At 55.8% G+C, this 24,091-nt stretch carries 22 protein-coding genes; 11 read left to right on the top strand and 11 right to left on the bottom strand.

Features of this window, described 5'->3' with window-relative positions:
• Positions 1-13: 13 nt before the first annotated feature.
• The gene (locus NQH49_RS08105; RefSeq protein WP_256696259.1) at positions 14-835 is read left to right on the top strand and encodes an alpha/beta fold hydrolase; all 822 of its coding nucleotides are present in this window, start codon (positions 14-16) and stop codon (positions 833-835) included.
• 358 nt (positions 836-1,193) lie between these two features.
• On the opposite strand, the gene NQH49_RS08100 is transcribed toward NQH49_RS08105, so the two are convergent.
• Entirely contained in the window at positions 1,194-1,697 is a 504-nt protein-coding gene (locus NQH49_RS08100; RefSeq protein ID WP_256696258.1) for a GNAT family N-acetyltransferase, read from the bottom strand.
• Positions 1,698-1,792: 95 nt separating this feature from the next.
• Here NQH49_RS08100 and NQH49_RS08095 point away from each other — a divergent pair, with 95 nt between their 5' ends.
• Positions 1,793-2,719, top strand: coding sequence for a LysR family transcriptional regulator (locus tag NQH49_RS08095; protein ID WP_256696257.1), 927 nt, complete (start codon positions 1,793-1,795; stop codon positions 2,717-2,719).
• 14 nt (positions 2,720-2,733) lie between these two features.
• Here the strand turns inward: NQH49_RS08095 and NQH49_RS08090 are convergent, their stop codons facing one another.
• Together NQH49_RS08090 and NQH49_RS08085 are read right to left on the bottom strand one after the other, a co-directional pair.
• Positions 2,734-3,792: an NAD(P)H-dependent flavin oxidoreductase gene (locus tag NQH49_RS08090; protein WP_256696256.1), complete on the bottom strand. Its 1,059-nt coding sequence runs from the start codon at positions 3,790-3,792 to the stop codon at positions 2,734-2,736.
• Positions 3,793-3,811: 19 nt separating this feature from the next.
• Complete coding sequence (locus NQH49_RS08085) at positions 3,812-4,315, bottom strand: P-loop nucleotide/nucleoside kinase family protein (protein ID WP_154152577.1); 504 nt, start codon at positions 4,313-4,315, stop codon at positions 3,812-3,814.
• Between the two features lie 106 nt (positions 4,316-4,421).
• Between NQH49_RS08085 and NQH49_RS08080 the strand changes: the two genes are divergently transcribed.
• The 4 genes from NQH49_RS08080 (at position 4,422) to dcuR (ending at position 8,026) form a co-directional block, all read left to right on the top strand.
• A complete protein-coding gene (locus NQH49_RS08080) occupies positions 4,422-4,976 on the top strand; it encodes a flavin reductase family protein (protein ID WP_256696255.1) in 555 nt (184 codons plus the stop codon).
• A 63-nt stretch (positions 4,977-5,039) separates the two neighbouring features.
• The gene (gene msrA, locus NQH49_RS08075) at positions 5,040-5,576 is read left to right on the top strand and encodes a peptide-methionine (S)-S-oxide reductase MsrA (RefSeq protein WP_256696254.1); all 537 of its coding nucleotides are present in this window, start codon (positions 5,040-5,042) and stop codon (positions 5,574-5,576) included.
• Between the two features lie 108 nt (positions 5,577-5,684).
• Entirely contained in the window at positions 5,685-7,310 is a 1,626-nt protein-coding gene (locus NQH49_RS08070) for a sensor histidine kinase (protein WP_256696253.1), read from the top strand.
• Complete coding sequence (gene dcuR, locus NQH49_RS08065; protein ID WP_008102769.1) at positions 7,307-8,026, top strand: two-component system response regulator DcuR; 720 nt, start codon at positions 7,307-7,309, stop codon at positions 8,024-8,026. Before NQH49_RS08070 ends, dcuR begins: the two co-directional genes overlap by 4 nt.
• On the opposite strand, the gene NQH49_RS08060 is transcribed toward dcuR, so the two are convergent.
• Positions 8,020-8,979: an FAD:protein FMN transferase gene (locus NQH49_RS08060; protein WP_256696252.1), complete on the bottom strand. Its 960-nt coding sequence runs from the start codon at positions 8,977-8,979 to the stop codon at positions 8,020-8,022. The genes dcuR and NQH49_RS08060 overlap by 7 nt on opposite strands.
• 51 nt (positions 8,980-9,030) lie before the next feature.
• Positions 9,031-11,811, bottom strand: a complete 2,781-nt coding sequence (locus tag NQH49_RS08055; protein WP_256696251.1) for an NADH-dependent fumarate reductase — start codon at positions 11,809-11,811, stop codon at positions 9,031-9,033.
• 605 nt (positions 11,812-12,416) lie between these two features.
• Between NQH49_RS08055 and NQH49_RS08050 the strand changes: the two genes are divergently transcribed.
• Together NQH49_RS08050 and fumA are read left to right on the top strand one after the other, a co-directional pair.
• A complete protein-coding gene (locus NQH49_RS08050) occupies positions 12,417-13,931 on the top strand; it encodes an anion permease (RefSeq protein ID WP_293798172.1) in 1,515 nt (504 codons plus the stop codon).
• A 164-nt stretch (positions 13,932-14,095) separates the two neighbouring features.
• Entirely contained in the window at positions 14,096-15,739 is a 1,644-nt protein-coding gene (gene fumA / locus NQH49_RS08045) for a class I fumarate hydratase FumA (RefSeq protein WP_008102761.1), read from the top strand.
• A gap of 106 nt (positions 15,740-15,845) precedes the next feature.
• Here the strand turns inward: fumA and NQH49_RS08040 are convergent, their stop codons facing one another.
• A complete protein-coding gene (locus NQH49_RS08040; RefSeq protein WP_110865967.1) occupies positions 15,846-16,058 on the bottom strand; it encodes a hypothetical protein in 213 nt (70 codons plus the stop codon).
• Positions 16,059-16,230: 172 nt separating this feature from the next.
• Positions 16,231-17,751 carry an acetaldehyde dehydrogenase ExaC gene (gene exaC / locus NQH49_RS08035; RefSeq protein WP_256696249.1) on the bottom strand — a complete coding sequence of 507 codons (1,521 nt, stop codon included), beginning with the start codon at positions 17,749-17,751 and terminating at the stop codon, positions 16,231-16,233.
• Between the two features lie 237 nt (positions 17,752-17,988).
• Here exaC and NQH49_RS08030 point away from each other — a divergent pair, with 237 nt between their 5' ends.
• A complete protein-coding gene (locus tag NQH49_RS08030) occupies positions 17,989-18,552 on the top strand; it encodes a class I SAM-dependent methyltransferase (protein WP_061716776.1) in 564 nt (187 codons plus the stop codon).
• Here NQH49_RS08030 and NQH49_RS08025 read toward each other — a convergent pair.
• A complete protein-coding gene (locus NQH49_RS08025) occupies positions 18,540-19,265 on the bottom strand; it encodes a glutamine amidotransferase (RefSeq protein WP_256696248.1) in 726 nt (241 codons plus the stop codon). The genes NQH49_RS08030 and NQH49_RS08025 overlap by 13 nt on opposite strands.
• A 190-nt stretch (positions 19,266-19,455) precedes the next feature.
• Here NQH49_RS08025 and NQH49_RS08020 point away from each other — a divergent pair, with 190 nt between their 5' ends.
• Both NQH49_RS08020 and NQH49_RS08015 read left to right on the top strand, forming a co-directional pair.
• Entirely contained in the window at positions 19,456-20,340 is an 885-nt protein-coding gene (locus NQH49_RS08020) for a DMT family transporter (RefSeq protein ID WP_256696247.1), read from the top strand.
• A 46-nt stretch (positions 20,341-20,386) separates the two neighbouring features.
• Entirely contained in the window at positions 20,387-21,748 is a 1,362-nt protein-coding gene (locus NQH49_RS08015) for a CoA transferase (RefSeq protein ID WP_256696246.1), read from the top strand.
• 3 nt (positions 21,749-21,751) lie between these two features.
• On the opposite strand, the gene NQH49_RS08010 is transcribed toward NQH49_RS08015, so the two are convergent.
• Genes NQH49_RS08010 through ghrA form a run of 3 tightly spaced genes read right to left on the bottom strand, consistent with a single transcriptional unit; the run spans position 21,752 to position 24,040 of the window.
• Positions 21,752-22,312 (bottom strand): TorD/DmsD family molecular chaperone, encoded by a 561-nt coding sequence (locus NQH49_RS08010; RefSeq protein ID WP_008102748.1) that lies wholly within the window; start codon positions 22,310-22,312, stop codon positions 21,752-21,754.
• A 27-nt stretch (positions 22,313-22,339) separates the two neighbouring features.
• Positions 22,340-23,077: a phosphatase gene (locus NQH49_RS08005; protein WP_256696244.1), complete on the bottom strand. Its 738-nt coding sequence runs from the start codon at positions 23,075-23,077 to the stop codon at positions 22,340-22,342.
• A 24-nt stretch (positions 23,078-23,101) separates the two neighbouring features.
• A complete protein-coding gene (ghrA, locus tag NQH49_RS08000; protein ID WP_256696242.1) occupies positions 23,102-24,040 on the bottom strand; it encodes a glyoxylate/hydroxypyruvate reductase GhrA in 939 nt (312 codons plus the stop codon).
• Positions 24,041-24,091 lie beyond the last annotated feature (51 nt).

Genomic DNA, 24,091 nt, shown 5'->3' with positions numbered 1-24,091 from the left:
ATAAGGCTGGAACATGAGCACATTCAACACTCAGGATGGGACGCAGATCTATTTCAAAGATTGGGGTACCGGCAAGCCGGTGCTGTTCAGTCACGGCTGGCCGCTCGACGGCGATATGTGGGACTGCCAGCTGAATTTCCTGGCGGAGAAAGGTTATCGCGTTATCGCGTTTGATCGCCGTGGCTTTGGTCGTTCCGACCAACCGTGGGAAGGCTACAACTACGACACCTTCGCGTCGGACATCAACGACCTGATTACCCATCTGGATCTGCAAAACGTCACGCTGGTGGGTTTCTCGATGGGTGGCGGCGATGTGACGCGCTACATCAACAATTACGGCACAGCCCGCGTGGATAGCTTAGTGCTGCTGGGCGCGGTGACACCGATCTTCGGCAAGGCCGATGATTATCCGGCGGGCGTCGATTTGTCGGTGTTTGAAGGCATTCGTCAGGGCTTACGTCACGATCGCGCGCAGTTCATCAGTGATTTTGCGACCCCGTTCTACGGCATTAATGCCGGTCAAACAGTTTCACAAGGCGTGCTGACGCAGACGTTGAATATTGCCCTGCTGGCCTCGCTGAAAGGCACGATTGATTGTGTTACCGCCTTCTCGGAGACCGATTTCCGTCCTGATATGGCGAAAATCGACGTACCGACGCTGGTGATTCACGGCAGCAATGACCAGGTCGTTCCGTTCGAAACCACCGGGAAAGTTGCCGCCGAAATGATCGCCGGTGCGCAGCTGAAAGTGTATGACAACGCACCGCACGGCTTTGCGGTGACGCATACCGATCAGCTCAACGCGGATTTGCTGACCTTCCTGCAATCGCTATAACTCCGTAGGGTCGCCATTTATGGTGACCAATGCTTGTCATTGAAGCCAACGGCGAGTGCGTGTTATTGAAAAGGGCACATTTTACAGAGGCGCTGACACGTCTGCTGCGGCAAAAGGGCCATTCGCAGCGCTGAGGCTTTTACGTTGGGCCAGGAGCCTCGCGCATGGATGCGTGAGGCAGTTCGGGGCCGGCCTGGACGGCCGATCCGCGAACGGTCCGTTGGCACGACGTGGAAGCCGAAGGCACCGCGTTAGCGGCGCGAGGACGGCCCGTGACGCAGCAGATGTGTCAACGCCCGCACCGGATTTAAAACTTACAGTGACCAGGTGCGCATGAATGCGCACCCTACGAAATTAATTACAGCCCTAACACCGATTGCGGCGCGGCGGCAGCAAATTTCTCTAATGCCGCCCCGTCGAGTCGATAACGCACCCACTCATTTAACGGCAGCGCATCAATACTGAGATAGAACTCTCTGGCGGACTGATCCCAATCTAATGCACTCCACTCAATACGATTACACTGGTGATTGACCGCGTGCTGCGCGACATACTGCAGCAGCGCTTTGCCAGCGCCCAGGCCACGAAAATTGGGCGAGAAGTACAAATCCTCCATATACATCCCGCGACGCCCCAGCCACGCCGAGTAGCTACGCGTAATCACCGCATAACCGGCGGTTGAGCCATCAATCTCGCACATCAGCGCTTCGCTATTACTGTCGGGATTGAAAAGCATCGCTCTGATCTCTTCTGCAGTCGTCACTGACTGCTGCAATCCATGCTCATACACCGACAACTCAGCAATCATGCTGTAGATAGCGTCCGCGTCTTCAGGATTGGCTGGTCGAATAGTCATCTTCATGCATTATTTTCTTTCTTAATCAGATTGATGCTGCTCAGCATAATGGGTATTGTTCGATGAAATAAGTGCAATAAAATCAATGATAGGTGAATTTCATGCATCATGTGCTGCGTCGACTGGACTTGAATCTTCTCCCCGTTTTCGACGCAGTTTTCAGGCACCGTTCGGTCAGGCTGGCGGCGATTGAACTCAGTTTGAGTACCTCGGCACTTAGCCACGCGCTGTCACGACTACGTGATTTTTTTAAAGATCCGCTGTTCTACCGCGAAGGCCACAAAATGTGTCCCAGCGTCTACGCCTGCCAACTGGCGCCCTATATTGCCGAAACGCTAAGCGGGTTAAATCGGCATCTCAGCCCAATGCAGCCATTTGATCCCCTGACCAGCGATGACTGTTTTCGAATTGCGGTAACGGATTACACCGCTTTTTGCGTGTTTCCGGGCCTGATGAATGCGCTGACCAATACGGCACCCAACCTGAGTTTTGAACTCTGCCATTTGCCACATAATCCGGCGCTGATTGAATTACTCGCTGGTGAAATCGATATGGCGCTGAGTTTTAGCGAGCCGGACGGCATGCATCATCCCGATCTGGAAGAGACCGATTTATTCAGTGATGAGTTTATTGTGATTGCCAATATGCGACGCAGCAGCTTGAATCTTGATGACTATCTTGCCGCCGGACATCTGGTCGTGACGCCGTGGAATGAAAAGCAGGGATTGCTGGATTCCCATCTTGCGCGCCTGGGTCTTAAGCGCCGCATTGCCATTAGAACGCCATCCATGCTGAGCGCGCCCTTTATTATCGCGGAAAGTGAATTGCTGATGGCGATCCCCTCCTTCGTCGCCAGTAAAATCAAACACGCTGCCGATGTCACCTCATTCCGGCTGCCGTTTCCCGCGCCAAGGTTCACCGTGAAAATCTATTCACACAAACGCAGCGGTAAACGGGAACCCACTGAATGGATTAAAACCCTGATGGCCAACAGCATCATGGAGAAAGCCTACCGCTTTGATGATTAATGGGGCGGCTAACATTACGCCGCCTGCCACTCCGCCACCAGCCTATTAACTAACTCGCTAGCCGGCATTTCCCGCGCCAGCGCCGCGCCCTGTCCGGCCCACTGCGCGCCAAAACCCTGTGCACCTTTGGCAGCCGCTGCGGCGGCGAGGGCTTTGCCCAACGCATAGGTGAGTGGATAAGGGGGAATGGATTCCTGCGCAAATTCGCGCGTCAGATGGCAAAAATCGTTGGTGAGACATCTTGCCGAGCGGCCAGAGATGGCGGCGATCATCTCGGTGCTGTTGGCCTGCTCGCTTTTCAGCGCCTGACGATACGCCGCATTGGCAGCGGATTCCGGGCACAAGATAAACGCGGTGCCCGGCTGCACACCCGCTGCGCCCAGCTTGAGCATGGCGGCAATGCCCGCGCCATCCATCACGCCACCGGCAGCAATCACCGGTAGTCGCGAAATCTGGCGAATCGCCTGCAGCAGCGTAAAGGTGCTGAGCTGCTGATCGTCGCCTGCAGGCTGGAATATCCCGCGATGCCCGCCCGCCTCAATGCCCTGCGCCACAATAAAATCGATGTCGGCGGCTTCAATCGCCTGGGCTTCGCGCATACTGGTAGCGCTCGCCAGTGTGATAATGCCGCGACCTTTCAAGCGCTGTACGAAAGCGGCAGACGGCAAACCAAAGTGGAAACTCACTGCGGCTGGCGCGGTCGCCAGCAGCACCTCCAGCATCGCCTCATTATCGACAAACGTTTGGTAAATCTCCGACAGCGCATCCGGCGGTGTCGCCTCATAACGAGCAAACACCGGCTGAAAGCGAGCGATCCACGCCTGTTCTAGCTGCGGATCGCGCTGCACCGGCGCGTGACAAAAAACGTTGACGTTGATGGGGGCGGAGGTCAGTGCGCGCGTTTTACGGATCATCATCTCCGCCTGCTGCGGCGTTGAGGCACCCACGCTGATCGATCCCAGCGCGCCGCTGTTACTCACCGCCGCCGCCAGCTCCGGCGTGGAGACGCCGGCCATTGGCGCCTGAATGATCGGATAAGTGAGGTTAAGCTTCTGGCACAGCGGATAATTCATTTTTTGCCTCCCTGCTTAATTAACGGTGATTCACCACGTTAAACCCTTCATCGCTGTGTGGCGCGACGAAATAGCTGCTGATCAACGCAAACTGCGCATCGGTGGCGGCGAAGTCGTGCTGGCCGGATGCATTGCGCGCGTGCAGCCGCGATTTGCACAGTTCATCGGACACATCGAGGAAATGCAGTTGATGTTCAGCCTCGGCGCTGTGGATCACCGCCTTCATCCACTGGCGTTGAGCCACGGTATTGGCGGGGAAATCCAGCACCACCGACACGCCACACTGTAATAGCGAAATCAGATGCGGCGTCATCGCGTTACGCAGTTTACCGGCACAGCGCACGTAATCCGCCACATCCTGCATCTCTTCGGCAAACAGATGCGCCAGCCACGCATCTTCGCTAATGATCACCGCACCGGTTTGCTGCGCCAGCTGATGAGCCAGCGTCGATTTTCCAGCCGCAATTTTACCGCACAGCAGATGCAACACAGGACGAGATGTGGACGCGCACGCAGATTCCATAAAACAGCTCCAGATAAGATGACGCATTAACATGCCGTGAATTGCCAGCCCAGTAAAGGGTGGCAGCTACACTTAGAACATCTGTACCTACAACAGGAGAATCCCGATGCATAAAATCGACTTTCCGGTGAGTAAAGCGCGCAAATATCTGGAGCCGGGTCCGGTGGTGCTGCTGAGTTCACAGTTTGAGGATCACCGCGACATCATGACGCTCGGCTGGCACACCATTCTGGAGTTCTCGCCGTCGCTGGTTGGCTGCATGATTGCCGGCGGCAATTACAGCCATGAATTGATTCGCCAAAGCGGTCAGTGCGTGATTAACGTGCCGTCGGCCAATCTGGTGGATAGCGTGGTAGCGATCGGTAACAGCCATGGCGATCGCCTCGACAAGTTTGATGCCTTTAACCTGACGCCCGAACCGGCCAGCGTGGTCAATGCGCCGTTGATTGACGAGTGCTTTGCCAGCTTTGAGTGCCAGCTGTATGACGATTCAATGGTGGATAACTACAACTTCTTTATCTTTGAGATCGTCAAAGCACATGTGGCGGAAACACCGGAGTTTCCACCGACGCTGCACTATACCGGCGAAGGACGCTTTAATGTGATGAGCAATTTGCGGCTCGACAAGCGCAGCGACTTTAAGCCAGAAATGTTAATTTAACTGCTTGAATTGATATGGGCTTGCCCCCATTTTTAACCTTTCGCCCTGACAGGAGTAGATATAATGGCAACCGAATATGCGGTGATCGCTGGTGGCTGTTTCTGGTGTACTGAAGCAGTGTTTAAAGATGTGATTGGCGTCGAGTCAGTCGAGAGTGGTTATACCGGCGGCGCTCGTCCAAACCCCACCTACGAGCAGGTGTGCAGCGGCGCGACCGGCCATGCCGAAGCGATTCGCATCGGTTTCGATCCGGAGCAGGTGAAATATGGCGATCTGCTGGATATCAGCTTCGCCACCCACGATCCCACTACGCTGAACCGCCAGGGCAACGATGTGGGCACGCAATATCGTTCGGCGATTTTCCCGGCGAATGCTGAGCAGGAAGCCGAAGCGATTGCCGCGATTGCGCGTGCGCAGGAAAGTCTGAGCGATCCAGTGGTTACCACCATTGAGCCGCTGAAAGAGTGGTATGCGGCAGAGGGTTATCATCAGGATTATTGGGAAGGCGCAGGTCAGCGCAACGGTTACTGCATGGCGGTGATCCCACCTAAACTGCAGAAGCTGCGTAAGAGTTTTGCTAACCGGGTTAAATCGAGTTAATTCCCGCGTGAGTTCAGAGGGTCGCCATGAATGGCGACCCTACGTGATACGCGACCTTCTGCGGTTTATCCGTCATAATACACGCCCTCTTCTCCTCCGAGAGCGATCATGTCTTCTTCACAGCAAGGAATCGCGGCGCGCAAGCAGCCGATGAAGCTCAATACGCTGGTCACTCTGATGCTCAGCGCGGTGATTGTGCTGGTGCTGCTCAGCGTGCATATGTTCTATTTCTTCCAGATTGGCGCCGCGACCCGCGCGCAGCTGGAGGACAAAGCGATGGCGGTGGCGCGCACATTGGCCAAATTTCCTGAAATTCAGCGCGCGCTGATATTGCCGCCAAATGCCACCAGCATCCAACCTATTGCTAAAGCCGTGCAGGAGAGCAATAACCTGCTGTTTGTGGTGGTTACCAACATGGATACCATCCGTTATTCGCACCTGAATCCTGAACTCATCGGCCAGCACTTTATTGGCACAGATATTGAGCCCGCGATACGCGGTCATGAAAATGTCTCCGTCAATCAAGGCGTGCTGGGCCGGGCAATGCGCGTCTATACGCCGGTCTATAATGCGCAGCATAAGCAGATTGGTGTCGTGGTAGTGGGCATTTCACTCAGTGCCGTTACCGATCAGATAAACCAAAGCCGCTGGAGCATCTTGTGGACTATCCTGATTGGCACCTTTGCAGGCGCCATCGGCACCTTTGTACTGGTACGCGTGCTGAAGCGCATCCTGTTTGGCCTTGAACCCTACGAAATTTCCACCCTGTTTGAACAGCGCCAGGCGATTCTCAATTCGCTAAAAGAAGGCGTAGTGGCAATGGACGATCAGGCGCAGATGACGCTGGTCAATCAGGCGGCGCGCTCGCTGCTGAATGATTCGATGGGCACCATCAGTGGCGACCGCATCTACGATGCCTCGGTGATCAACGATCATCTGCAGGATGTGCTGCACAGCGGGCGCGCACGGCGTGATGAAGAGTTAAATGTGAATGGCCGCGTGTTGCTGAGTAATACCGTGCCGGTGCGCAGCCAGGGACGGATTATCGGCGCGGTTTGTACCTTCAGGGACAAGACGGAAATCAGTCAACTGATGCAGCGCCTGACGGGCATGGTAAACTACGTCGATGCGCTGCGTGAGCGCTCACACGAGTTTATGAACAAGCTGCATGTGATTCTCGGCCTGCTGCACATGAAAAACTACACGCAGGTGGAAAGCTACATTCTCAAAACCGCCAATAATTACCAGACGGAGATCGGTTTCCTGCTCGATAAAATTAAGTCGCCGGTGATTGCCGGTTTCTTGCTGAGCAAAATCAATCGCGCATCGGATGGCGGCCATCGCCTGACCATCAGCGATGCCAGCTTCCTGCCCGACAGCGGCAATGAGCAGCAGATGGCGGCGCTGATTACGGTGATCGGCAATCTGATTGAGAATGCGCTGGATGCAATGAGCGAGCAGGTAGAAGGCGAGATTCACGTGATGCTGCACTATCAAAACGGTTGGCTGACCTGCGAAGTGAGTGATGATGGTCCGGGCATTGAAGCCGATCATCTCAGTACCATTTTCGAAAAAGGCTTCTCCACTAAAGGTGAAAACCGTGGTGTCGGGCTGTTTCTGCTGCAGCAGCAAACCGAAAATATCGGTGGCAGCGTGAGTGTCGAGTCAGAACCCGGCGTGTTTACCCAATTTTTAGTCCAACTTCCCTGGGATGGAGGAAACCAATCCGCATGATCAATGTGTTAGTGGTCGATGATGACGCCATGGTCGCCGAGCTTAATCGCGCGTATATCGGCCAAATTCAGGGCTTCCACTGTTGTGGCACCGCCTCAACCTTGAAGCAGGCGAAAGAGATCCTGTTCAACAGCGATACCGCGGTCGATCTGGTGCTGCTGGATATCTATATGCAGCAGGAGAATGGTCTCGATCTGTTGCCGGAGCTGCGCACGGCGCAGAGCGCGGTGGAAGTGATCATCATTTCGTCTGCCGCCGATGCGGAGAATATCAAAACCTCGCTGCACTACGGCGTGGTCGATTACCTGATCAAACCGTTCCAGTTCCCACGTTTTGAAGAGGCGCTGACCGGCTGGCGGCAGAAGAAGTCGCTGATGGACAATCAGCATTACTATCAGCAAGCGGATGTGGATCTGCTGATTCACGGCAGCCCGGCGACGCAGCACGACAACAAGCGCCTGCCAAAAGGCTTAACGCCGCAAACACTGCGAACACTGTGTCAGTGGATTGATGCGCATCCGGGGCACGAATTCTCCACCGATGAGCTGGCGGCTGAAGTGAATATCTCGCGCGTATCCTGCCGTAAATACCTGATTTGGCTGGCGCAGATTAATATTCTGTTTACCAGCATTCACTATGGCGCGACCGGTCGTCCGGTGTACCGCTATCGCCTGCAGCCGGAATACCATTCGCTGCTGCAGCAATATTGTCAGTAACGCAGCTGCCAGTCGAAATCGAGCTGCTGGAAGTGGAAATGATGCGGCGAGGAGCAGATGATCTGCCGATCGCGCGTAACGAAAACCGCGTCGATGTCGGGCTGGTCAGCGAGATAAGCCAGCCCTTGCTCCACGCCCATGCCGTAGAGCAGCGTGGTGTAGATATCACCATCAATTGAGCGATCGGAAATCACCGTCACGCTCAGCAGTTCGTTATCAAGCGGATAGCCGGTTTGCGGATCAAAAATATGATGCCAGCAGCGGCCGTCCAGTTCGAAGTAGCGCTCATAAATCCCCGACGTCACCACCGATTTGCCCTGCACCTGCAGCACGCCTAACAGCTCATCATCACGACCAAACGGCTTTTTCAGGCCAATGCCCCAACCTTGCGGCTCGTGCGGCGGCGAGCCCAGCGTCTGCACATTGCCGCCCAGATTGATCAGCGCCTGCTGCACGCCCTGCTGGCGCAAAAACGCCTGCACGCGATCGGCGATGTAGCCTTTGGCGATGGCACCGAGATCGATCTCCATGCCCGGCTGTTGCAAAAACACCGAGCGTTCGGCGGGATTGAGCAGCACCTGATGCGGATCGGTGAGTTTCAGCAGTGAAGCGATTTCCAGCGCAGGCGGTACGGCGCGACCCTGAAAGCCGATTTTCCAGCGTTTTACCACTGGGCCGATAGTGAAATTGAAGGCGCTCTCCGGCAGCAAACTCACCGCGTGCGCCACGCTGATCAAGGCAAACACGGGCTCGCTAACGATTACCGGATGACGGCCAGCGGCGTGGTTGATCGACATCACTTCGGATTCAGCGCGATTTACGGTGAACAGATTTTCCTGCTGTTTGATCAGTTGAAAGACGTGGCGGGCAAGCGTGGGATTGTCATCGAACAATTTGAGCAGAATGGGTGAACCCATCAGAACGGCAGAGTAAGAAAAAACGCCAGCGGTCATTGCATGCCTCTAAATAAAACGATGCCCGCACAAGGCGGGCATCTTTACAGCTTAGTGTCCTAACGCCAGTTTAGCCGCGTTATGACCGGCTTTGATACCGAAGATGATGATGTCGGCCACCGCGTTACCGCCGATGCGGTTGGCGCCGTGGATGCCGCCGACCACTTCACCCGCCCCCCATGCGCCAGGAATCACCGCTTTCTGCGCATCCAGCACCGCAGTATCGGTGTTGATGGTCACGCCACCCATGGTGTGGTGCACGCCCGGTGCGATACGAATCGCAAAGTACGGACCTTTATTCAGCGGGTGACGCAGCGCGGTTTTACGACCAAAGTCTTCGTCATCCTGCTTCGCCACAAACTCGTTGTAACGACCCAGCGTGGTTTGCAGCGCTTCCTGATCCATGTTGAGTTTCACCGCCAGCTCGTGTGGCGTTGGCGCGCTGATGACAAAACCTTTGGCGATGTATTCGTCAGCCGCTTTGTTGTTGGCGCGTACCTGCTCGTCAAACACGATCCACGCACTCTTCTCTGGCAGTGCGATGATTTCAGCGGACACTTTGTCGCGGGTTTCCATTTCGTTGTAGAAACGCTTGCCCGCCTGGCTCACCAGAATCGCCCCGCCGCCGCGCATCGCTTCGGAAATCAGGTACGAGGTGGTTTGCTCAACCGTTGGGTGAATCTGGATTTCGCCCATATCCACGGTATCCGCACCGATGTGTTGCAGCATGGCGATGCCGCTGCCGGTGGCGCCTTTGTGGTTGGTGGTAACAAAACCGTCCAGCTCAGGGCGGTATTTCACCACCATTTCGCGGTTGGCACTGAAGCCGCCAGTCGCCACAATCACGCTTTTGGCATTGATAATGCGGCTGTCGTTGTACTCATCCACCACTTTCACGCCGGTGACCGCGCCGTTTTCCACCAGAATTTCCGCTACCGAGGTTTCCAGCAGCACTTCGATATTGCGCTGGTTAACGTTTTTCACCAGGCCGCTGATCAGGAAGCCGCCGACTGCAGAACGATCTTCCGGACGGTGCGTACGGTCGATGCTCATGCCGCCGGTGATGGTGATATCGCACAGCTCGATCTCTTTCGCTGCCAGCCACTCAATCGCTTCGGGCGCCTGCTCAACAAACTCGCGCAGCAGCACCGGATTGTTTTTGAATTTGCCGCCTTTCAGCGTCTCTTCGTAGAACAGCTCTTTGCTGTCTTCGATGCCTTTCAGCTTCTGATAACGGGTTTCTGCCGCGTTCATGCCGACCGAGGCTTTGATGGTGTTACCGCCGATGGTTGGCATCTTCTCGATGATCACCACGCGTGCGCCATCGTCATGCGCCTGAATCGCCGCCGCCAGACCGGCGCCGCCGGTGCCCACCACCACCACATCGTAATTGACCGGTGCGTTCGGGTTACCGCCCTCATCAATCACATACTCTTTGCTTGAGGTGGTCATGGCACGCGATACCGCTTTTTTCAGCGCTTCACTCTGCGTAGTAGCGCCAGTGATGGCATCCACGTGCGGGCTGTTCGCCACCAGAATGCGTTCACGCAGGCTTTCGAAGGTGCTGGTGAAGTCGACGTCGAGGCTTGGATCCGGCACCAGCGAGATATCGGTGATACGGTCGGTGTCGAGCGTGACGTTGATTTTCAGCTTCAGCGCTTCGGCTTCCACTTTCGCCTGATAGACGCCCGCTTTGTATTTACGGCCGGTATCGCTGGTGTCACGGATCATCGCGTCCACCAGCGAGAAGCGCCACAGCGGTTCAGGAATGGTCAACTCTTCGCGCTTGGTGCTGTCGATATACAGCTCCATGTGCTGATTTTTGATGACGCGATCGGTCCAGTCCGGATAAGCGATGCAGGCTTTACCGACTGCTACTAAATCGAAACCGTGCTCCAGCGCGTTCTCGGCATCTTCTTTATTGACGATGCCGCCAACGCCAATCACCGGCACTTTCGCCAGGTTAGGTGAGCGTTGCGCCAGGTATTTGGTGATCAGCGGCGTTGGGTCTTGGGTATCGACAATCGACGGACGCAGCAGCTGTCCCACCGAGAAGTGCACGTAATCGAGACCGCGTTCCGCCAGTTTCTCCAGCAGATAAAGCGTGTCGTCCCAGCGGATGCCCGGCACTTCCAATTCTTCCGGTGAGAAGCGATAACCGATGATGAAGTCTGCCGCAGCAAAGCGGTCCGCCATCTTGTGGGTGATTTCCAGCACTTCCAGTGGGAAACGCGCGCGATTGTCGCGGCTGCCGCCCCATTTGTCGTCGCGCTGGTTGGAGTTTGGTGAGTAGAACTGCTGGATCAGATAAGTGTTGGCGCCGTGGATCTCCACGCCGTCAAAGCCGGCTTTGATCGCACGGTTCACCGCATCGCCAAACTTGGTGATCATCACATCCACTTCTTCTGCGGTCAGCGCCTGAGGTTTGGTAGCACCGTCACGCGGTGCGGCGATGGCGCTTGGTGCGACCGGGGTTTTACCGCCGATCAGCGCCGGTTCCACCATGCGGCCGCCGTGATAGATCTGCAGAACCGCTTTGGAGCCTTGCGATTTGATGGCGTGGGCAATTTTCGCCAGACCGGGGATTTTATTGTCGCTGTCGATACCGAGCGCACCTGGGAATGCAGGTCCACGGTTATCAATAAAGCAGCACTCTACAATGACGGTACCGATGCTGCCGGCACGCACGCGATAATATTCGACAAGGTCACTGGTAACACCGCCATCGTAATAACCGGTACAGGTGGTCATCGGCGCCATAACCAATCGGTTTTTGAGGACCGCACCTTTCGGTAGCGTAAGCGGATTAAGAATCGGGGTGAGCGTATTCATGATGAGCAACTCCAGAATTAAGAAACTTTGTATTCAATTCTTTGGCGGTTCGGAGAAATTTATAATTATTTGAGTGGTCCGATTTCATGGCGTAAATATACCATTTTATTTACTTACATAACCTTATTCGTTAGTTATATAAGTTTTAAGCATGGAAATAATATTTGATACTCATTGCTGAAAGTTGCGCTGAGCTAAGTTTTAACCAAGACTTGACAAAAATCAACTTTTTCCTTACATTTAAAACAAATCCAGCCTTATCATAAAGATAAATCGTCTCCTTTCTCTGTTTTTTGCTTGATTTGTGCCGTTTTATTCACCTCACACAGTTAATTTTCACCTAATGGTTCGTTTATTAAGGCATGAATGCTTAAAGCAAAAAAACCACGAATAAATTTTATTGATCTGGATCAAAATAGATATTTTAATTAATCGCATCATAGGCACATCCAATAGATAATTCGCGCATCGAATTTTGCTAATAGCGATTTATTAAAACTCAGTTTTAAATGTCACGACTAATCTGTTAAAAGAGTTTTGCAACTAAAAAAACCAGCTTGGTTCGGGGCGTATATACGCATTCTCCATAACTTGCAGACAAAACTATGAACACACAAACAACCCAGAGTGAATCCCTTACTGCGCCTCCCGCGGCACCAGGGAAGAAAAAGAACCGCCTGATAATGTTGTGCCTGCCAATTATTGTGGCTGTGCTGTTGCTGCTGGTGCCGACTCCTGCGGGATTGGAACCTTACGCATGGCACTTCTTCGCCATTTTTGTCGGGGTTATTGTGGGACTGATTTTCGAACCGCTGCCGGGCGCCGTTATCGGTTTAACCGGCGTGGTGGTGATTGCGCTGTTCAGCCAGTGGGTGCTGTTTAGCCCGGCAGAACTGGCGGATCCCAAGTTCAAAACCGCTGCGCAGTCGTTCAAATGGGCGGTAAGCGGCTTCGGCAACTCCACGGTCTGGCTGATCTTCGGTGCCTTTATGTTTGCCGCCGGCTACGATAAAACTCAGTTCGGTCGTCGCCTGGCGCTGATTCTGGTGAAGTATCTTGGCCGTCGCAGCCTGACGCTGGGTTACGCCATTACCTTCGCTGACCTGTTGCTGGCACCGTTTACGCCATCCAACACCGCGCGCAGTGGCGGTACCATCTATCCAATCATTGCTAACCTGCCGCCGCTGTACGGTTCAAAACCCAACGACCCAAGCGCGCGTAAGATTGGTTCTTACCTGATGTGGGTCGCCATCACCGCCGCCTGTATCACCAGTTCAATGTTCCTTTCAGCTCTGGCACCGAACCTGCTGGCGCTGGCGCTGGTAAAAAGCGTGGTGGGCTTTGAAATTTCATGGGGCATGTGGTTCCTCGCCTTCCTGCCGCTCGGCGTGCTGCTGATTCTCACCATGCCGCTGCTGGCTTACTGGCTCTATCCGCCAGAAGTGAAGGTGAATGACGAAGTGCCGCGCTGGGCCACTGCTGAGCTGGCAAAACTCGGTAAATTGAAACGTAATGAAATCCTGCTGCTGGGCTTTGTGGTTGCGGCGCTGATGATGTGGATCTTTGCCACCGCCTGGATTGAACCGGCAATGGCCGCGCTGTTAGTCATCGTGCTGATGTTGTGGACCGGTGTACTGAACTGGAATGACATCACCAGCAATAAAGCCGCATGGAACACTTTCGCCTGGTTCGCCACACTGGTCGCGCTGGCAGATGGTTTAGCGCGCGTCGGCTTCATCGCCTGGCTGGGTAAAGAGGGCGCGATGCTGCTGCACGGTTACGATCCTCAGGTTTCTGCCGTGGTGCTGTTAATCGCCTTCTACCTGCTGCATTACCTGTTCGCCAGTACCACCGCGCACACCACCGCGCTGCTGCCAGCCATGCTGACTATCGCCGCCTCAATCCCGGGCATCAACATGCCGGTATTCTGCTTAATGATGTGTGTTTCTCTGGGTGTGATGGGCATTATCACCCCGTACGGCACCGGCCCAAGCCCGATTTATTACGGTAGCGGCTATCTGCCAACCAAAGATTACTGGCGCCTGGGCACCATCTTCGGCGCGCTGTTCCTGGTTCTTCTGATGGTTGTCGCCTATCCATGGATGGTGATGATGTTCTGATGATGTTGCTTCGATGTTAAAAACGGAGCCGCGCATTACCGTGAAAATGTTATGATGCTCGCCAGTCAGCCCCTGCGGAGGGCTGGCGAGAGAAAATCGAATAACAGACTGCCTAATTTGTTGCCCGTCATGCTGGCGGGTAACACGAAGCTAAGTGAGCCAACATGTCGAACAAACCCTTCTATTATCAGAATCCCTTTCCTCTCGCCAAAGATGATACCGAATACTACCTGCTGAGCACGGATTACGTCTCGGTGGCCAACTTCGATGGCGAAGAAGTCCTGAAAGTCGATCCCAAAGCGCTGACGCTGCTGGCGAAGCAGGCATTCCACGATGCTTCCTTCATGCTGCGCGCCTCGCATCAGGCGCAGGTCGCGTCAATTCTTGCCGACGACGAAGCCAGCAAGAACGACAAATACGTTGCCCTGCAATTCCTGCGCAACTCTGAAATCGCCGCCAAAGGCGTGCTGCCAACCTGTCAGGATACCGGCACCGCTATCATCATGGGCAAAAAAGGCCAGCGCGTCTGGACCGGCGGCGGCGATGAAGCGGCGCTGTCGCAAGGCGTCTATAACACCTTTATTGAAGATAACCTGCGCTATTCACAGAATGCTGCGCTGGATATGTATAAAGAGGTGAATACCGGCACCAATCTGCCGGCGCAGATCGACCTGTACAGCGTTGATGGCGACGAATACAAATTCCTGTGCATTGCCAAAGGTGGCGGCTCCGCCAATAAAACCTATCTGTATCAGGAAACCAAAGCGCTGATTACGCCAGCCAAGTTGAAGAATTATCTGGTCGATAAGATGATGTCGCTGGGTACTGCAGCGTGCCCGCCCTACCACATCGCGTTTGTGATTGGCGGTACTTCAGCAGAAGCCACGCTAAAAACGGTCAAACTGGCCTCAACCCACTATTACGATTCGCTGCCGACCGAAGGTAATGAACACGGTCAGGCTTTCCGTGACATTCAGCTGGAAGAAGAACTGCTGAAAGCCTCGCAGGAGCTGGGCCTCGGCGCGCAGTTTGGCGGTAAATACTTTGCGCACGATATCCGCGTGGTGCGCCTGCCGCGTCATGGCGCATCCTGCCCGGTAGGTATGGGCGTATCTTGCTCTGCGGACCGTAACATCAAAGCTAAGATCAACCGCGAAGGTATCTGGATTGAGAAGATGGAAGACAATCCGGGCCGCTACATTCCTGAAGAACTGCGTCAGCAGGGCGAAGGCGAAGTGGTGCATGTCGATCTGAACCAGCCAATGAGCGAGATCCTGGCGCTGCTGTCGGCTTATCCGGTCTCAACTCGCTTGTCACTGAACGGCACCATCATCGTGGCGCGTGATATTGCGCACGCCAAGCTGAAAGAGCGCATTGATAACGGCGAAGGTTTGCCGCAGTACATCAAAGATCATCCGGTCTATTACGCAGGTCCGGCGAAGACGCCAGAAGGTTATGCCTCCGGTTCACTCGGCCCAACTACCGCAGGTCGTATGGATTCCTATGTTGATCTGCTGCAGGCCAACGGCGGCAGCATGGTGATGCTGGCGAAGGGCAACCGCAGCAAGCAGGTTACCGATGCGTGTCATAAACACGGCGGCTTCTACCTGGGCAGCATCGGCGGCCCGGCAGCGGTGCTGGCACAGCAGAGTATTAAGAGTCTGGAATGCGTGGAGTATGCCGAACTCGGCATGGAAGCGATCTGGAAAATTGAAGTGGAGAACTTCCCGGCGTTCATTCTGGTGGATGACAAAGGCAACGACTTCTTCCAGCAGATTCATAACAACTGTGCCGCCTGCGTGAAGTAATCTACGCATCGCAACGCAACGCAAAAAAGCCGTTATCGCGTGATAGCGGCTTTTTTATTGCGATATTTCTGACGAATTGATCATTAAATGAGGCAAAGCAGAAAAGTTAAAAACGGAATTGGCTCTCCAGCTGACGCAATGTTTCCATCCGCTGCGCCGTGGCGATTTCGCGTGCTTTCACTTCCAGCAGCAGGTCAGCATCGTTCTGACCAATCACATACACCGCCTGACGTCCAGGTAGGTTAACGGTAATAATATTTTGCTCCACTCCGTCCAGCATCTCGTCATGCTGTTCCAGGTAGTTATACAACGTGTTCATGGGTTCTCCTTGAAAATAGGTGGGCTATTCTGCCCAATCGCATCCTTTAAACACACAAGACCTGGCTTAAAGATGCCACTTCCATCAGAAGCTTCTGGCGATAGCGTCATCCTGCGGCCGTAAGATGACGAAGTGATGATAAGGCAGCGGATCACTCCGCTGCCTTTTATCATTAGAAGAAACCAAGCGGTTGCGTGCTGTAGCTCACCAGTAGGTTTTTAGTCTGCTGATAATGGTCGAGCATCATTTTGTGGGTTTCGCGGCCAATCCCCGACTTCTTATAGCCGCCAAACGCCGCATGCGCCGGATAGAGATGATAGCAGTTGGTCCACACGCGACCGGCTTTGATCGCGCGGCCCATGCGATAGGCGCGGTTGATATCGCGCGTCCAGACGCCGGCGCCAAGCCCGTAAATCGAGTCATTGGCGATAGCCAGCGCTTCGGCTTCATCTTTGAAGGTCAGCACGCCAACCACCGGGCCAAAGATCTCTTCCTGGAACACGCGCATGCTGTTATCGCCTTTCAACAGCGTTGGCTGGATGTAGTAGCCGCTGGCCAACTCCTCGCCCACTTTCTCGACGCCGCCGCCGTGCAGCACCTGCGCGCCCTCTTGCTGCGCAATCTCCAGATAGGAGAGAATTTTATCGAACTGCTGCTGCGACGCCTGCGCGCCAATCATGGTTTCGGTATCAAGCGGATCGCCACGTTTGATGGATTTGATACGCTTCATCACCGCCGCCATAAACGGCTCAAAGATTGATTCCTGCACCAGCGCGCGTGACGGACAGGTACAAACTTCACCCTGATTAAGGAAGCCCAGCACCACGCCTTCGGCCGCTTTCTCAATGAAACTCTCTTCGGCATCCATGATGTCTTCAAAGAAGATATTCGGCGATTTACCGCCCAGTTCAACGGTGGACGGAATCAGACTTTTCGCCGCCAGCTCCAGAATATGGCCGCCGGTGGCGGTGGAACCGGTAAAGGCGATTTTGGCGATGCCCGAATGTGACGCCAGCGCTTCGCCCGCCTCTTTACCGTAGCCGTGCACCACATTAATCACGCCTGGCGGCAACAGATCTTTGATCACTTCCATAAACAGCGTAATCGACAGCGGCGTTTGCTCGGCCGGTTTCAGCACCACGCAGTTGCCTGCGCCCAGTGCCGGTGCCAATTTCCATGCCGCCATCAGCAGCGGGAAGTTCCACGGAATAATTTGCCCGACCACACCCAGCGGTTCGTGGAAATGATAGGCAGCGGTGAACTCATCGATTTCAGCAGCGGTGCCTTCCTGCGCACGCACGCAACCAGCGAAATAGCGGAAGTGATCGACCGCCAGCGGCAGATCCGCTGCCAGCGTTTCACGCACCGGCTTGCCGTTATCCCAGGTTTCGTTGACCGCGATGTATTCCAGATTCTCTTCCAGCCGGTCGGCAATTTTCAGCAGCACCAGCGAGCGCGCCTGCGGTGAGGTTTTGCCCCACGCATCGGCAGCGGCCTGGGCGGCAGCCACGGCGTTATCGATATCGGCACGATCCGAGCGTGGGAACTCGCCAATGGTGGAAGCATTAATCGGTGAGGTGTTGACGAAGTAATTACCGTTCACCGGCGCAACAAATTCGCCGTTGATAAAGTTGCCATAACGCGATTGCAAAGTAATGAGAGAACCTTGTTCTCCCGGGGCAGCGTAACGCATGGTGTTTCTCCTTGCGGACAGAGTGGCGATTAACAACTATGAAACCTGTTATTAACATTGAGCGATCAACGCCAGCCTGTCAGATCGTAGAAGGGGAAACTGTGACCGCATCGAAGGAAATGTGGCGTGCGTAAGCCGCTACAGATAATTCCGAGTTTTCCCGGTTATGCCGCAAAAAGCGGAACATGGCCGAAATATGTGGTCAATATGAAGCAGGATACTAACCAGGAGAAACAGATGTTGGCTTCAGCCCTGACGTTAATGCGCGCCAAAGCGAACTTTGTTCAGCAATTCATCCGTAACCCGCGCAAAATGGGCAGCATCACGCCCTCTTCCGCCGCGCTGTGCCGCACCATGTGCGATGCGGTGAATTGGGATAACAGCCTGCGTATCGCCGAACTCGGCGCCGGTGACGGCGTGCTCACACGCCACGTGCTGTCGCGTATGTCACCGCAAGCACAGCTTGATGTATTCGAAATCAGCCCGGAACTGGTGAAAAGCCTGCGGGGATTGCCCGATGCGCGTATGCAGGTGCGCGCCTGCTCGGCGGAATATCTTGCGGGGGAATATGATGTAATTTTCTCTGGCTTGCCGCTGCTGTCATTGCCGCCCGCCACGCGCGACAACATTCTCAGCGCGGTGCATGATGCGCTGGGTCCACGCGGCGTATTCGTGCAGTTTCAATACACCTCGTTCACTCAGCCAAATTTGTCACGCTACTTCACCTGGGAACGCCAGCGGGTGCTGAAAAACATGCCACCCGCGTGGGTTTATCGCTGCACGCGTAACTACGCGCCCTGAGCCTGTGCGCGCGGCTGCGGCCGCGTTTGCAGCCAGAAGCGGCGCAACAGTTCGCGCGACCAATCTTCCCCCACCAATTGCGTACCATCGTCACACACTCCCGCCGGTAAACAGGCGCTCATAATGTCGCGGGTAAATTCCGGATGGAACTGCACCGACAGCGCCTGCGGCGAATAACGCAAAATCTGACAGTCATCCTGCGCCGAACTCGCCAGCACCTGCGCATGCTGCGGCGGTGTTAACACCGATTGCCGATGCGATAACCACGCCTGAAATTCGCCTGGTAACGCAGCCAGCCACGGATCGTTGTGCGCCTGCGCGCTGCGCGTCAGCGGTTTCAGTCCACGCTCCCAGCCATGCGGGTTATCGCCCACTTTGCCACCCAGCGCATACGCCATCAATTGATGTCCGTAACAGACGCCAAGCAGCGGCAGATCCGCTTCCAGCGCGCCCCGAATCCAGGCGGCGGTGCGTTCGCTCCAGTCGGCGTGATCGGTAACCATCGCCCACGAACCACTGAGGATCGCGCCGCTGACGCGGTCAAAGGCCGGTAAATCATCACCCAGATGCGGACGTACAATCACATAGTCATCGGGCTGCAATTGCAGCGCGTCGATAAACCAGCGGGGTTGTTCACCAATTTGTGCCACAACCTGCGGCGGCGGGACTTCGAGTTGAATCAGAGCAAGAGGTAAAGCGCGGGTGTGTGTCATGCCGAATACGGTCCTCGTTATGGTCGCCTTTCGGACATCCACTTTGACAGTAAATCAACGACATGTCTTATTTTTTTCCTGCATAAGCTAATGCTTATGCGAAAAAAGTTTTGTCAGACATGTCCGAAGTCGACGGCTTCATGCCATCATTAGCCGGTGATAATCCTTGTTGATGCTTAAGGAAGACCTTGTGGCAGTGCGGCATTTTTTAATGGTTCTGATGGTGGTTTCCATCTGGGCTTTCAACAACGTGGCGGTGAAGTGGGGATTGCTGGAACTTCCGCCGCTGTTTCTCACCTGGATGCGCTTCGTAGTGGTAGCGGTTGTGCTGGTGCCGTTTTGCCGCATCACGCGCGCACAATTGCCGTGGCTGTTGACGCTGGCATTCACCTTCGGTTTTATGCACTTCTCGCTGCTGTTTGTCGGCATGCGCTACACCGATGCCGGCACCGGCGCCATCGTGGTTCAGCTCGGTACGCCGATTGCCATGCTGCTGGCGATGGTGATTTTGAAAGAGAAATTACGCCTGGTGCAACTGATCGGCATCGCCATTTCGCTGAGCGGCGTCGCGGTGCTGTCGGGCAGCCCGACTATTCCGGCCTGGTGGGTGCTGTGTATTCTGCTGTGCAGCGCGTTTGGCTGGGCAATCAGCAATATGATTGTGAAAAAATCACCGCCGATAAAACCGCTGACGCTGACCGGCTGGATCTCCTTCCTTGCGGTGCCGATTGTCGGTGCCGCTTCGTGGCTGACCGAATCCAATCAGTTTTACGCATTGAGCCATGCGGGCTGGCGCGGCTGGTTTGGTATTCTGTATAGCGCCCTCGCCTCGTCAATTGTGGCGTACACGCTGTGGTACGCGCTGCTGAAGAAGTACAACGTCAACCTGATCATGCCTTATTCGCTGCTGACACCGGTACTGGCGGTGTTGATGGGCGTTTTTGTCTTAGGTGACAGCATGAACAGCTTTAAGATTCTCGGCGCCTCATTGGTGGTGCTGGGCACCGCCATTGCGGTAATCAACCTGCGCAACCTGCGGATGCACGCGCGTTTCCCGCGCTTGCGCCGCCGTTAATCCGCTCTGCTATGCTTGAGTCTCGCGCGTTTTCCGGAGACTCAACATGGATTCTCAACGTGCTGCCGCACTGTGGCAGCAAATGTGGCAGGGATTGCGAGGCGCGGACCCGCTTCCCTCGCCTACTTTTCTCCAGCCCGACACCTTTTCTTCTGCCTTTGCGGTCAGTGAACTGGCGGCCACCAGCATTGGTCTTGCCAGCCAGGCGTTGAGCGATCTGCTCGGCCAGGCCGCGCCGGTCAGCATCAATGTTCGTCTCGCCTCGCGCTGGTTTCAGCACAGCCTGATTCCGCTTAATCGACCGCCTGCCGCGCTATGGGATGAATTTGCCGGTGATTACGCCAGCGCCGACGGCTGGATTCGTCTGCACACCAATGCGGCTCATCATCGTGCGGCGATGGAGCACGTGCTCGGCCAGCATGCCAATCGTGCCGCGCTGGCCGATGCGGTGGCACGCTGGCCCGCCGCGACGCTGGAACAGGCGGTGATTGATGCTGGCGGCTGCGCCGCGCAGATGCGTAGCGAAGCGCAATGGCTGCAACATCCGCAAGGCAGCGCCGTGCAGCAGGAAGCGTTGATTGCCCAACAGGCCACCGACGCTGCACCCGCGCCTGCCTGGTCGTTATCACCCGCGCGCCCGCTGCTCGGCGTGCGCGTGTTGGACCTCACGCGCATCATCGCCGGTCCGGTAGCGACGCGTTTTCTCGCCAGCCTCGGCGCGCAAGTGCTGCGTATCGATCCGCCCGACTGGCACGAACCAACGCTCGAAGAGGAGATCACCTGCGGCAAACGCTGTGCGCGGCTTGATATCAAATCCCGCGCGGGGCGTGAACAGCTGCGCCAGCTGTTGCAGCACAGCGATGTGCTGGTACACGGTTATCGCGCTGATGCGCTGGAAAAACTCGGGCTGGATGCTGAGACGCGCCGCAAACTCGCGCCGGGCTTAGTGGATGTCAGCCTCAATGCGTGGGGCTGGAGCGGGCCGTGGCGCAACCGGCGCGGCTTCGACAGCCTGGTGCAGATGGGCTGCGGCATCGCCGAACAAGGCATGCGCTGGAGCGGCAATAACCAGCCAACGCCGCTGCCGGTGCAGGCGCTCGATCACGCCACTGGCTATCTGATGGCCGCCGCAGTGTTGGAAGGTTTGCGTCAGCGCTTGACCAACGGCGTTGGCTGGCAGGCGCGCCTCTCGCTGGCACGCACTGCGCGGCTATTACAGCAGTTCGGCGCCGCGCCGCAGAATGCGCAAAACGGTATCCACGCGCAGCACGATGACGCGTTGAGCGCAATAGAGATTAATCAGTGGGGAATTGCCGAGAGATTGCGTGCCGCAGCGTATTTGCACGGCACGCCAATGATCTGCGCGACGCCAGGCGTGAAGCTCGGCAGCAGCGCAGCCAGCTGGTGACGATTAGGCCTCGTCGCCCTGCTCTTCGTTAAGCTCGTCATACATCGCCTGAATCGCCTCACGGCTCAGCGCTGCCAGAGTGCGATAAAACGCCGTGGTCGCGTGTGCTTCCACTTTGCCAAGGAACGCGCCGCACCACGGCAGCAGGTACTCATCAAACAGCGCCAGCTGCGCGGCGGATTCATCTTCCGCTGACTGATCTTCCAGCCACGATGCTGCCAGCAGCAGCACGCCAAAGTGATCGGCGGGCGCTTCGCTCAGCGGCATGCCGCGCGCGCTGAGAAACGCACGCACGTCTGCTTCAGCAACCCCGTTCGGCCATTGGGATGCGTACGGCGGCACGCTGCAGTCGCTGCCAACAAACAGCGCGTTGTAGTCGGCGGCCAGCGCCTGCGGATCGCTATTCTGCTGCAGGCGCGTCAACAGTTCATCCTGCTCCAGCGGCCACTGCTGTTGCAGTTTGCCTTCACGCAGCAGAGTGAACAGTGGCACCAGCAGTGGATCCTGCGGCTGGCGATTAAACAGCGAGCCGATGACGCGGCAGAGAATGGAAAACTCATTCATGCAACAGAATTCCTTGAGGCAAAAAAGTTAAAAATCAGCAAATTCGGCAATCGTTTTACCGGTGCGCTGTTCGAGGAAATCGAGCAGGCGACGCGGCGTGACATTTAACACGCGATCTTCAGGAAAATCCACTTCGCTGGTGATGCGCAGGCAGTGTTCGAAATTTCCCAGCGTAAACGCCGTATGCGAATCGGAGCCAAATGCCAGTTTCCCCCCCGCATCGCGCACCGCTTCGGCAATGGCGCGACAGTTCGGTTCGCTGCCGAGGCGCGAATGGGTAAAGGAGGAGTTGTTGATCTCCAGCGCCACATCATAATGCGCGGCGGCTTCGGCTATTGCGCGGATATCCACCGGGAATTTCGGGTTGCCCGGATGCGAAATGATATGCACCAAACCGCCCGCCATCGCCGCAATCATCGCTTCGGTGTGATGCTTTTTATCACGCGGTGCATAAACTGGCTCGTGGAAGCCCGCGACGATTAGATCCAGCGCATCGAGCATCGGGCCGCTGCAATCGATCTCGCCCTGCTGATTTTTGATGTTGGCTTCAATACCGCGCAGCACGCCAACGCCATCAATCACGCGCGGCCAGATGCGCATGTTGACGAAGTGCCAGTAGTGCGGCGCATCGGCCATATCCGGGCCGTGATCGGTAATCGCGAACAGCTTCAGGCCGTTCTGTTTCGCCTGCGCCACATAATCATGCAGCGTGCTGTAAGCATGCGTGCTGGCAACGGTGTGCATATGTAAATCAACGGGATACATCTTCATCTCCTGACCCAATGTGAATTAATAACCGCGCTGGCGATCGACCAAACCACCCGGCTGTTGACCTTGCTCCAGAGCAAGTATGGCATCCGCAATGTAATCCATCGCCTCGGCTGGCAAGGTAATCGCTGCAGTATGTGGCGTGATTGTGACATGCGGATGAGACCACAACGGATGATCGTGCGGCAGCGGCTCGGTCTGGAACACATCCAGCGCGGCCGCGGCCAGTTGGCCGCTGTTCAGCGCCGCCAGCAGATCGGCTTCCACCACATGCGCACCGCGCGCCAGGTTGAGGAAGCAGGCGCCGTGCGGTAATGCGCTCAGTAGCGGGCTATCGATGAGGTTGGTGGTTTCCGTCGTGGTAGGCAGCAGATCGATCAGCACCTGCGTGCCCTCGAGGAAGGCAGTGAGCTGATCGCGGCCATGGAAGCTTTGTACGCCGTCGATGTTCTTCGGCGAACGGCTCCAGCTGCGCAACGGGAAGCCCCATTGACGCAAACTCTCCAGCACGCTACGACCTAACACGCCTGCGCCGAGCACGCCAATGGTGAAGTTGTGGCGGTCCAAGCCATCGAGCTCTTGCCAGCTAGCCTGCTGCTGAAGTTGACGATATTCGGCGAAACGGCGGAACCAGCCCAGCACGCACCAGTTAGCGTATTCCTGCATCTGGCGCGCCATGCCGGTATCTTCCAGACGGAATAACGGCACGTTGTCAGCCAGCATTTGTGGGTTGTCACGCAGCTGCTTGAGGATTTCGTCCACGCCCGCGCCCATGGCAAACACGCCTTTCAGCTGACGGCCCGCCAGCATCTCAACCGGCGGCGAACGCACCACCGCGTAATCGGCCGGTGCATTGTCGCCCGGCTGCCAGTAACGCACGCGTGCCTGAGGTAAACGCTGACGCAAACCGTCCAGCCAGCCCTGCGGTGCCAGCGACGGGTGATACCAGATAATCTCCATTCGACTCTCCTTTTTTTTGCTTCAGCCTCAGGCAAATAGCTGTGCAGGGCA

The sequence above is a fragment of the Pantoea trifolii genome (assembly GCF_024506435.1).
Taxonomy (GTDB): domain Bacteria; phylum Pseudomonadota; class Gammaproteobacteria; order Enterobacterales; family Enterobacteriaceae; genus Pantoea; species Pantoea trifolii.
The sequence above is the reverse complement of the archived record's forward strand: the minus strand, read 5'-3'. Positions and strand labels throughout refer to the sequence as shown.

Excerpts from the sequence above, each read along its gene's own strand:
- NQH49_RS08105 (WP_256696259.1), top strand. The coding sequence starts at position 14 with ATGAGCACATTCAACACTCAGGATGGGACGCAGATCTATTTCAAAGAT.
- NQH49_RS08100 (WP_256696258.1), bottom strand. The coding sequence starts at position 1,697 with ATGAAGATGACTATTCGACCAGCCAATCCTGAAGACGCGGACGCTATC.
- NQH49_RS08095 (WP_256696257.1), top strand. The coding sequence starts at position 1,793 with ATGCATCATGTGCTGCGTCGACTGGACTTGAATCTTCTCCCCGTTTTC.
- NQH49_RS08090 (WP_256696256.1), bottom strand. The coding sequence starts at position 3,792 with ATGAATTATCCGCTGTGCCAGAAGCTTAACCTCACTTATCCGATCATT.
- NQH49_RS08085 (WP_154152577.1), bottom strand. The coding sequence starts at position 4,315 with ATGGAATCTGCGTGCGCGTCCACATCTCGTCCTGTGTTGCATCTGCTG.
- NQH49_RS08080 (WP_256696255.1), top strand. The coding sequence starts at position 4,422 with ATGCATAAAATCGACTTTCCGGTGAGTAAAGCGCGCAAATATCTGGAG.
- msrA (WP_256696254.1), top strand. The coding sequence starts at position 5,040 with ATGGCAACCGAATATGCGGTGATCGCTGGTGGCTGTTTCTGGTGTACT.
- NQH49_RS08070 (WP_256696253.1), top strand. The coding sequence starts at position 5,685 with ATGTCTTCTTCACAGCAAGGAATCGCGGCGCGCAAGCAGCCGATGAAG.
- dcuR (WP_008102769.1), top strand. The coding sequence starts at position 7,307 with ATGATCAATGTGTTAGTGGTCGATGATGACGCCATGGTCGCCGAGCTT.
- NQH49_RS08060 (WP_256696252.1), bottom strand. The coding sequence starts at position 8,979 with ATGACCGCTGGCGTTTTTTCTTACTCTGCCGTTCTGATGGGTTCACCC.
- NQH49_RS08055 (WP_256696251.1), bottom strand. The coding sequence starts at position 11,811 with ATGAATACGCTCACCCCGATTCTTAATCCGCTTACGCTACCGAAAGGT.
- NQH49_RS08050 (WP_293798172.1), top strand. The coding sequence starts at position 12,417 with ATGAACACACAAACAACCCAGAGTGAATCCCTTACTGCGCCTCCCGCG.
- fumA (WP_008102761.1), top strand. The coding sequence starts at position 14,096 with ATGTCGAACAAACCCTTCTATTATCAGAATCCCTTTCCTCTCGCCAAA.
- NQH49_RS08040 (WP_110865967.1), bottom strand. The coding sequence starts at position 16,058 with ATGAACACGTTGTATAACTACCTGGAACAGCATGACGAGATGCTGGAC.
- exaC (WP_256696249.1), bottom strand. The coding sequence starts at position 17,751 with ATGCGTTACGCTGCCCCGGGAGAACAAGGTTCTCTCATTACTTTGCAA.
- NQH49_RS08030 (WP_061716776.1), top strand. The coding sequence starts at position 17,989 with ATGTTGGCTTCAGCCCTGACGTTAATGCGCGCCAAAGCGAACTTTGTT.
- NQH49_RS08025 (WP_256696248.1), bottom strand. The coding sequence starts at position 19,265 with ATGACACACACCCGCGCTTTACCTCTTGCTCTGATTCAACTCGAAGTC.
- NQH49_RS08015 (WP_256696246.1), top strand. The coding sequence starts at position 20,387 with ATGGATTCTCAACGTGCTGCCGCACTGTGGCAGCAAATGTGGCAGGGA.
- NQH49_RS08010 (WP_008102748.1), bottom strand. The coding sequence starts at position 22,312 with ATGAATGAGTTTTCCATTCTCTGCCGCGTCATCGGCTCGCTGTTTAAT.
- NQH49_RS08005 (WP_256696244.1), bottom strand. The coding sequence starts at position 23,077 with ATGTATCCCGTTGATTTACATATGCACACCGTTGCCAGCACGCATGCT.
- ghrA (WP_256696242.1), bottom strand. The coding sequence starts at position 24,040 with ATGGAGATTATCTGGTATCACCCGTCGCTGGCACCGCAGGGCTGGCTG.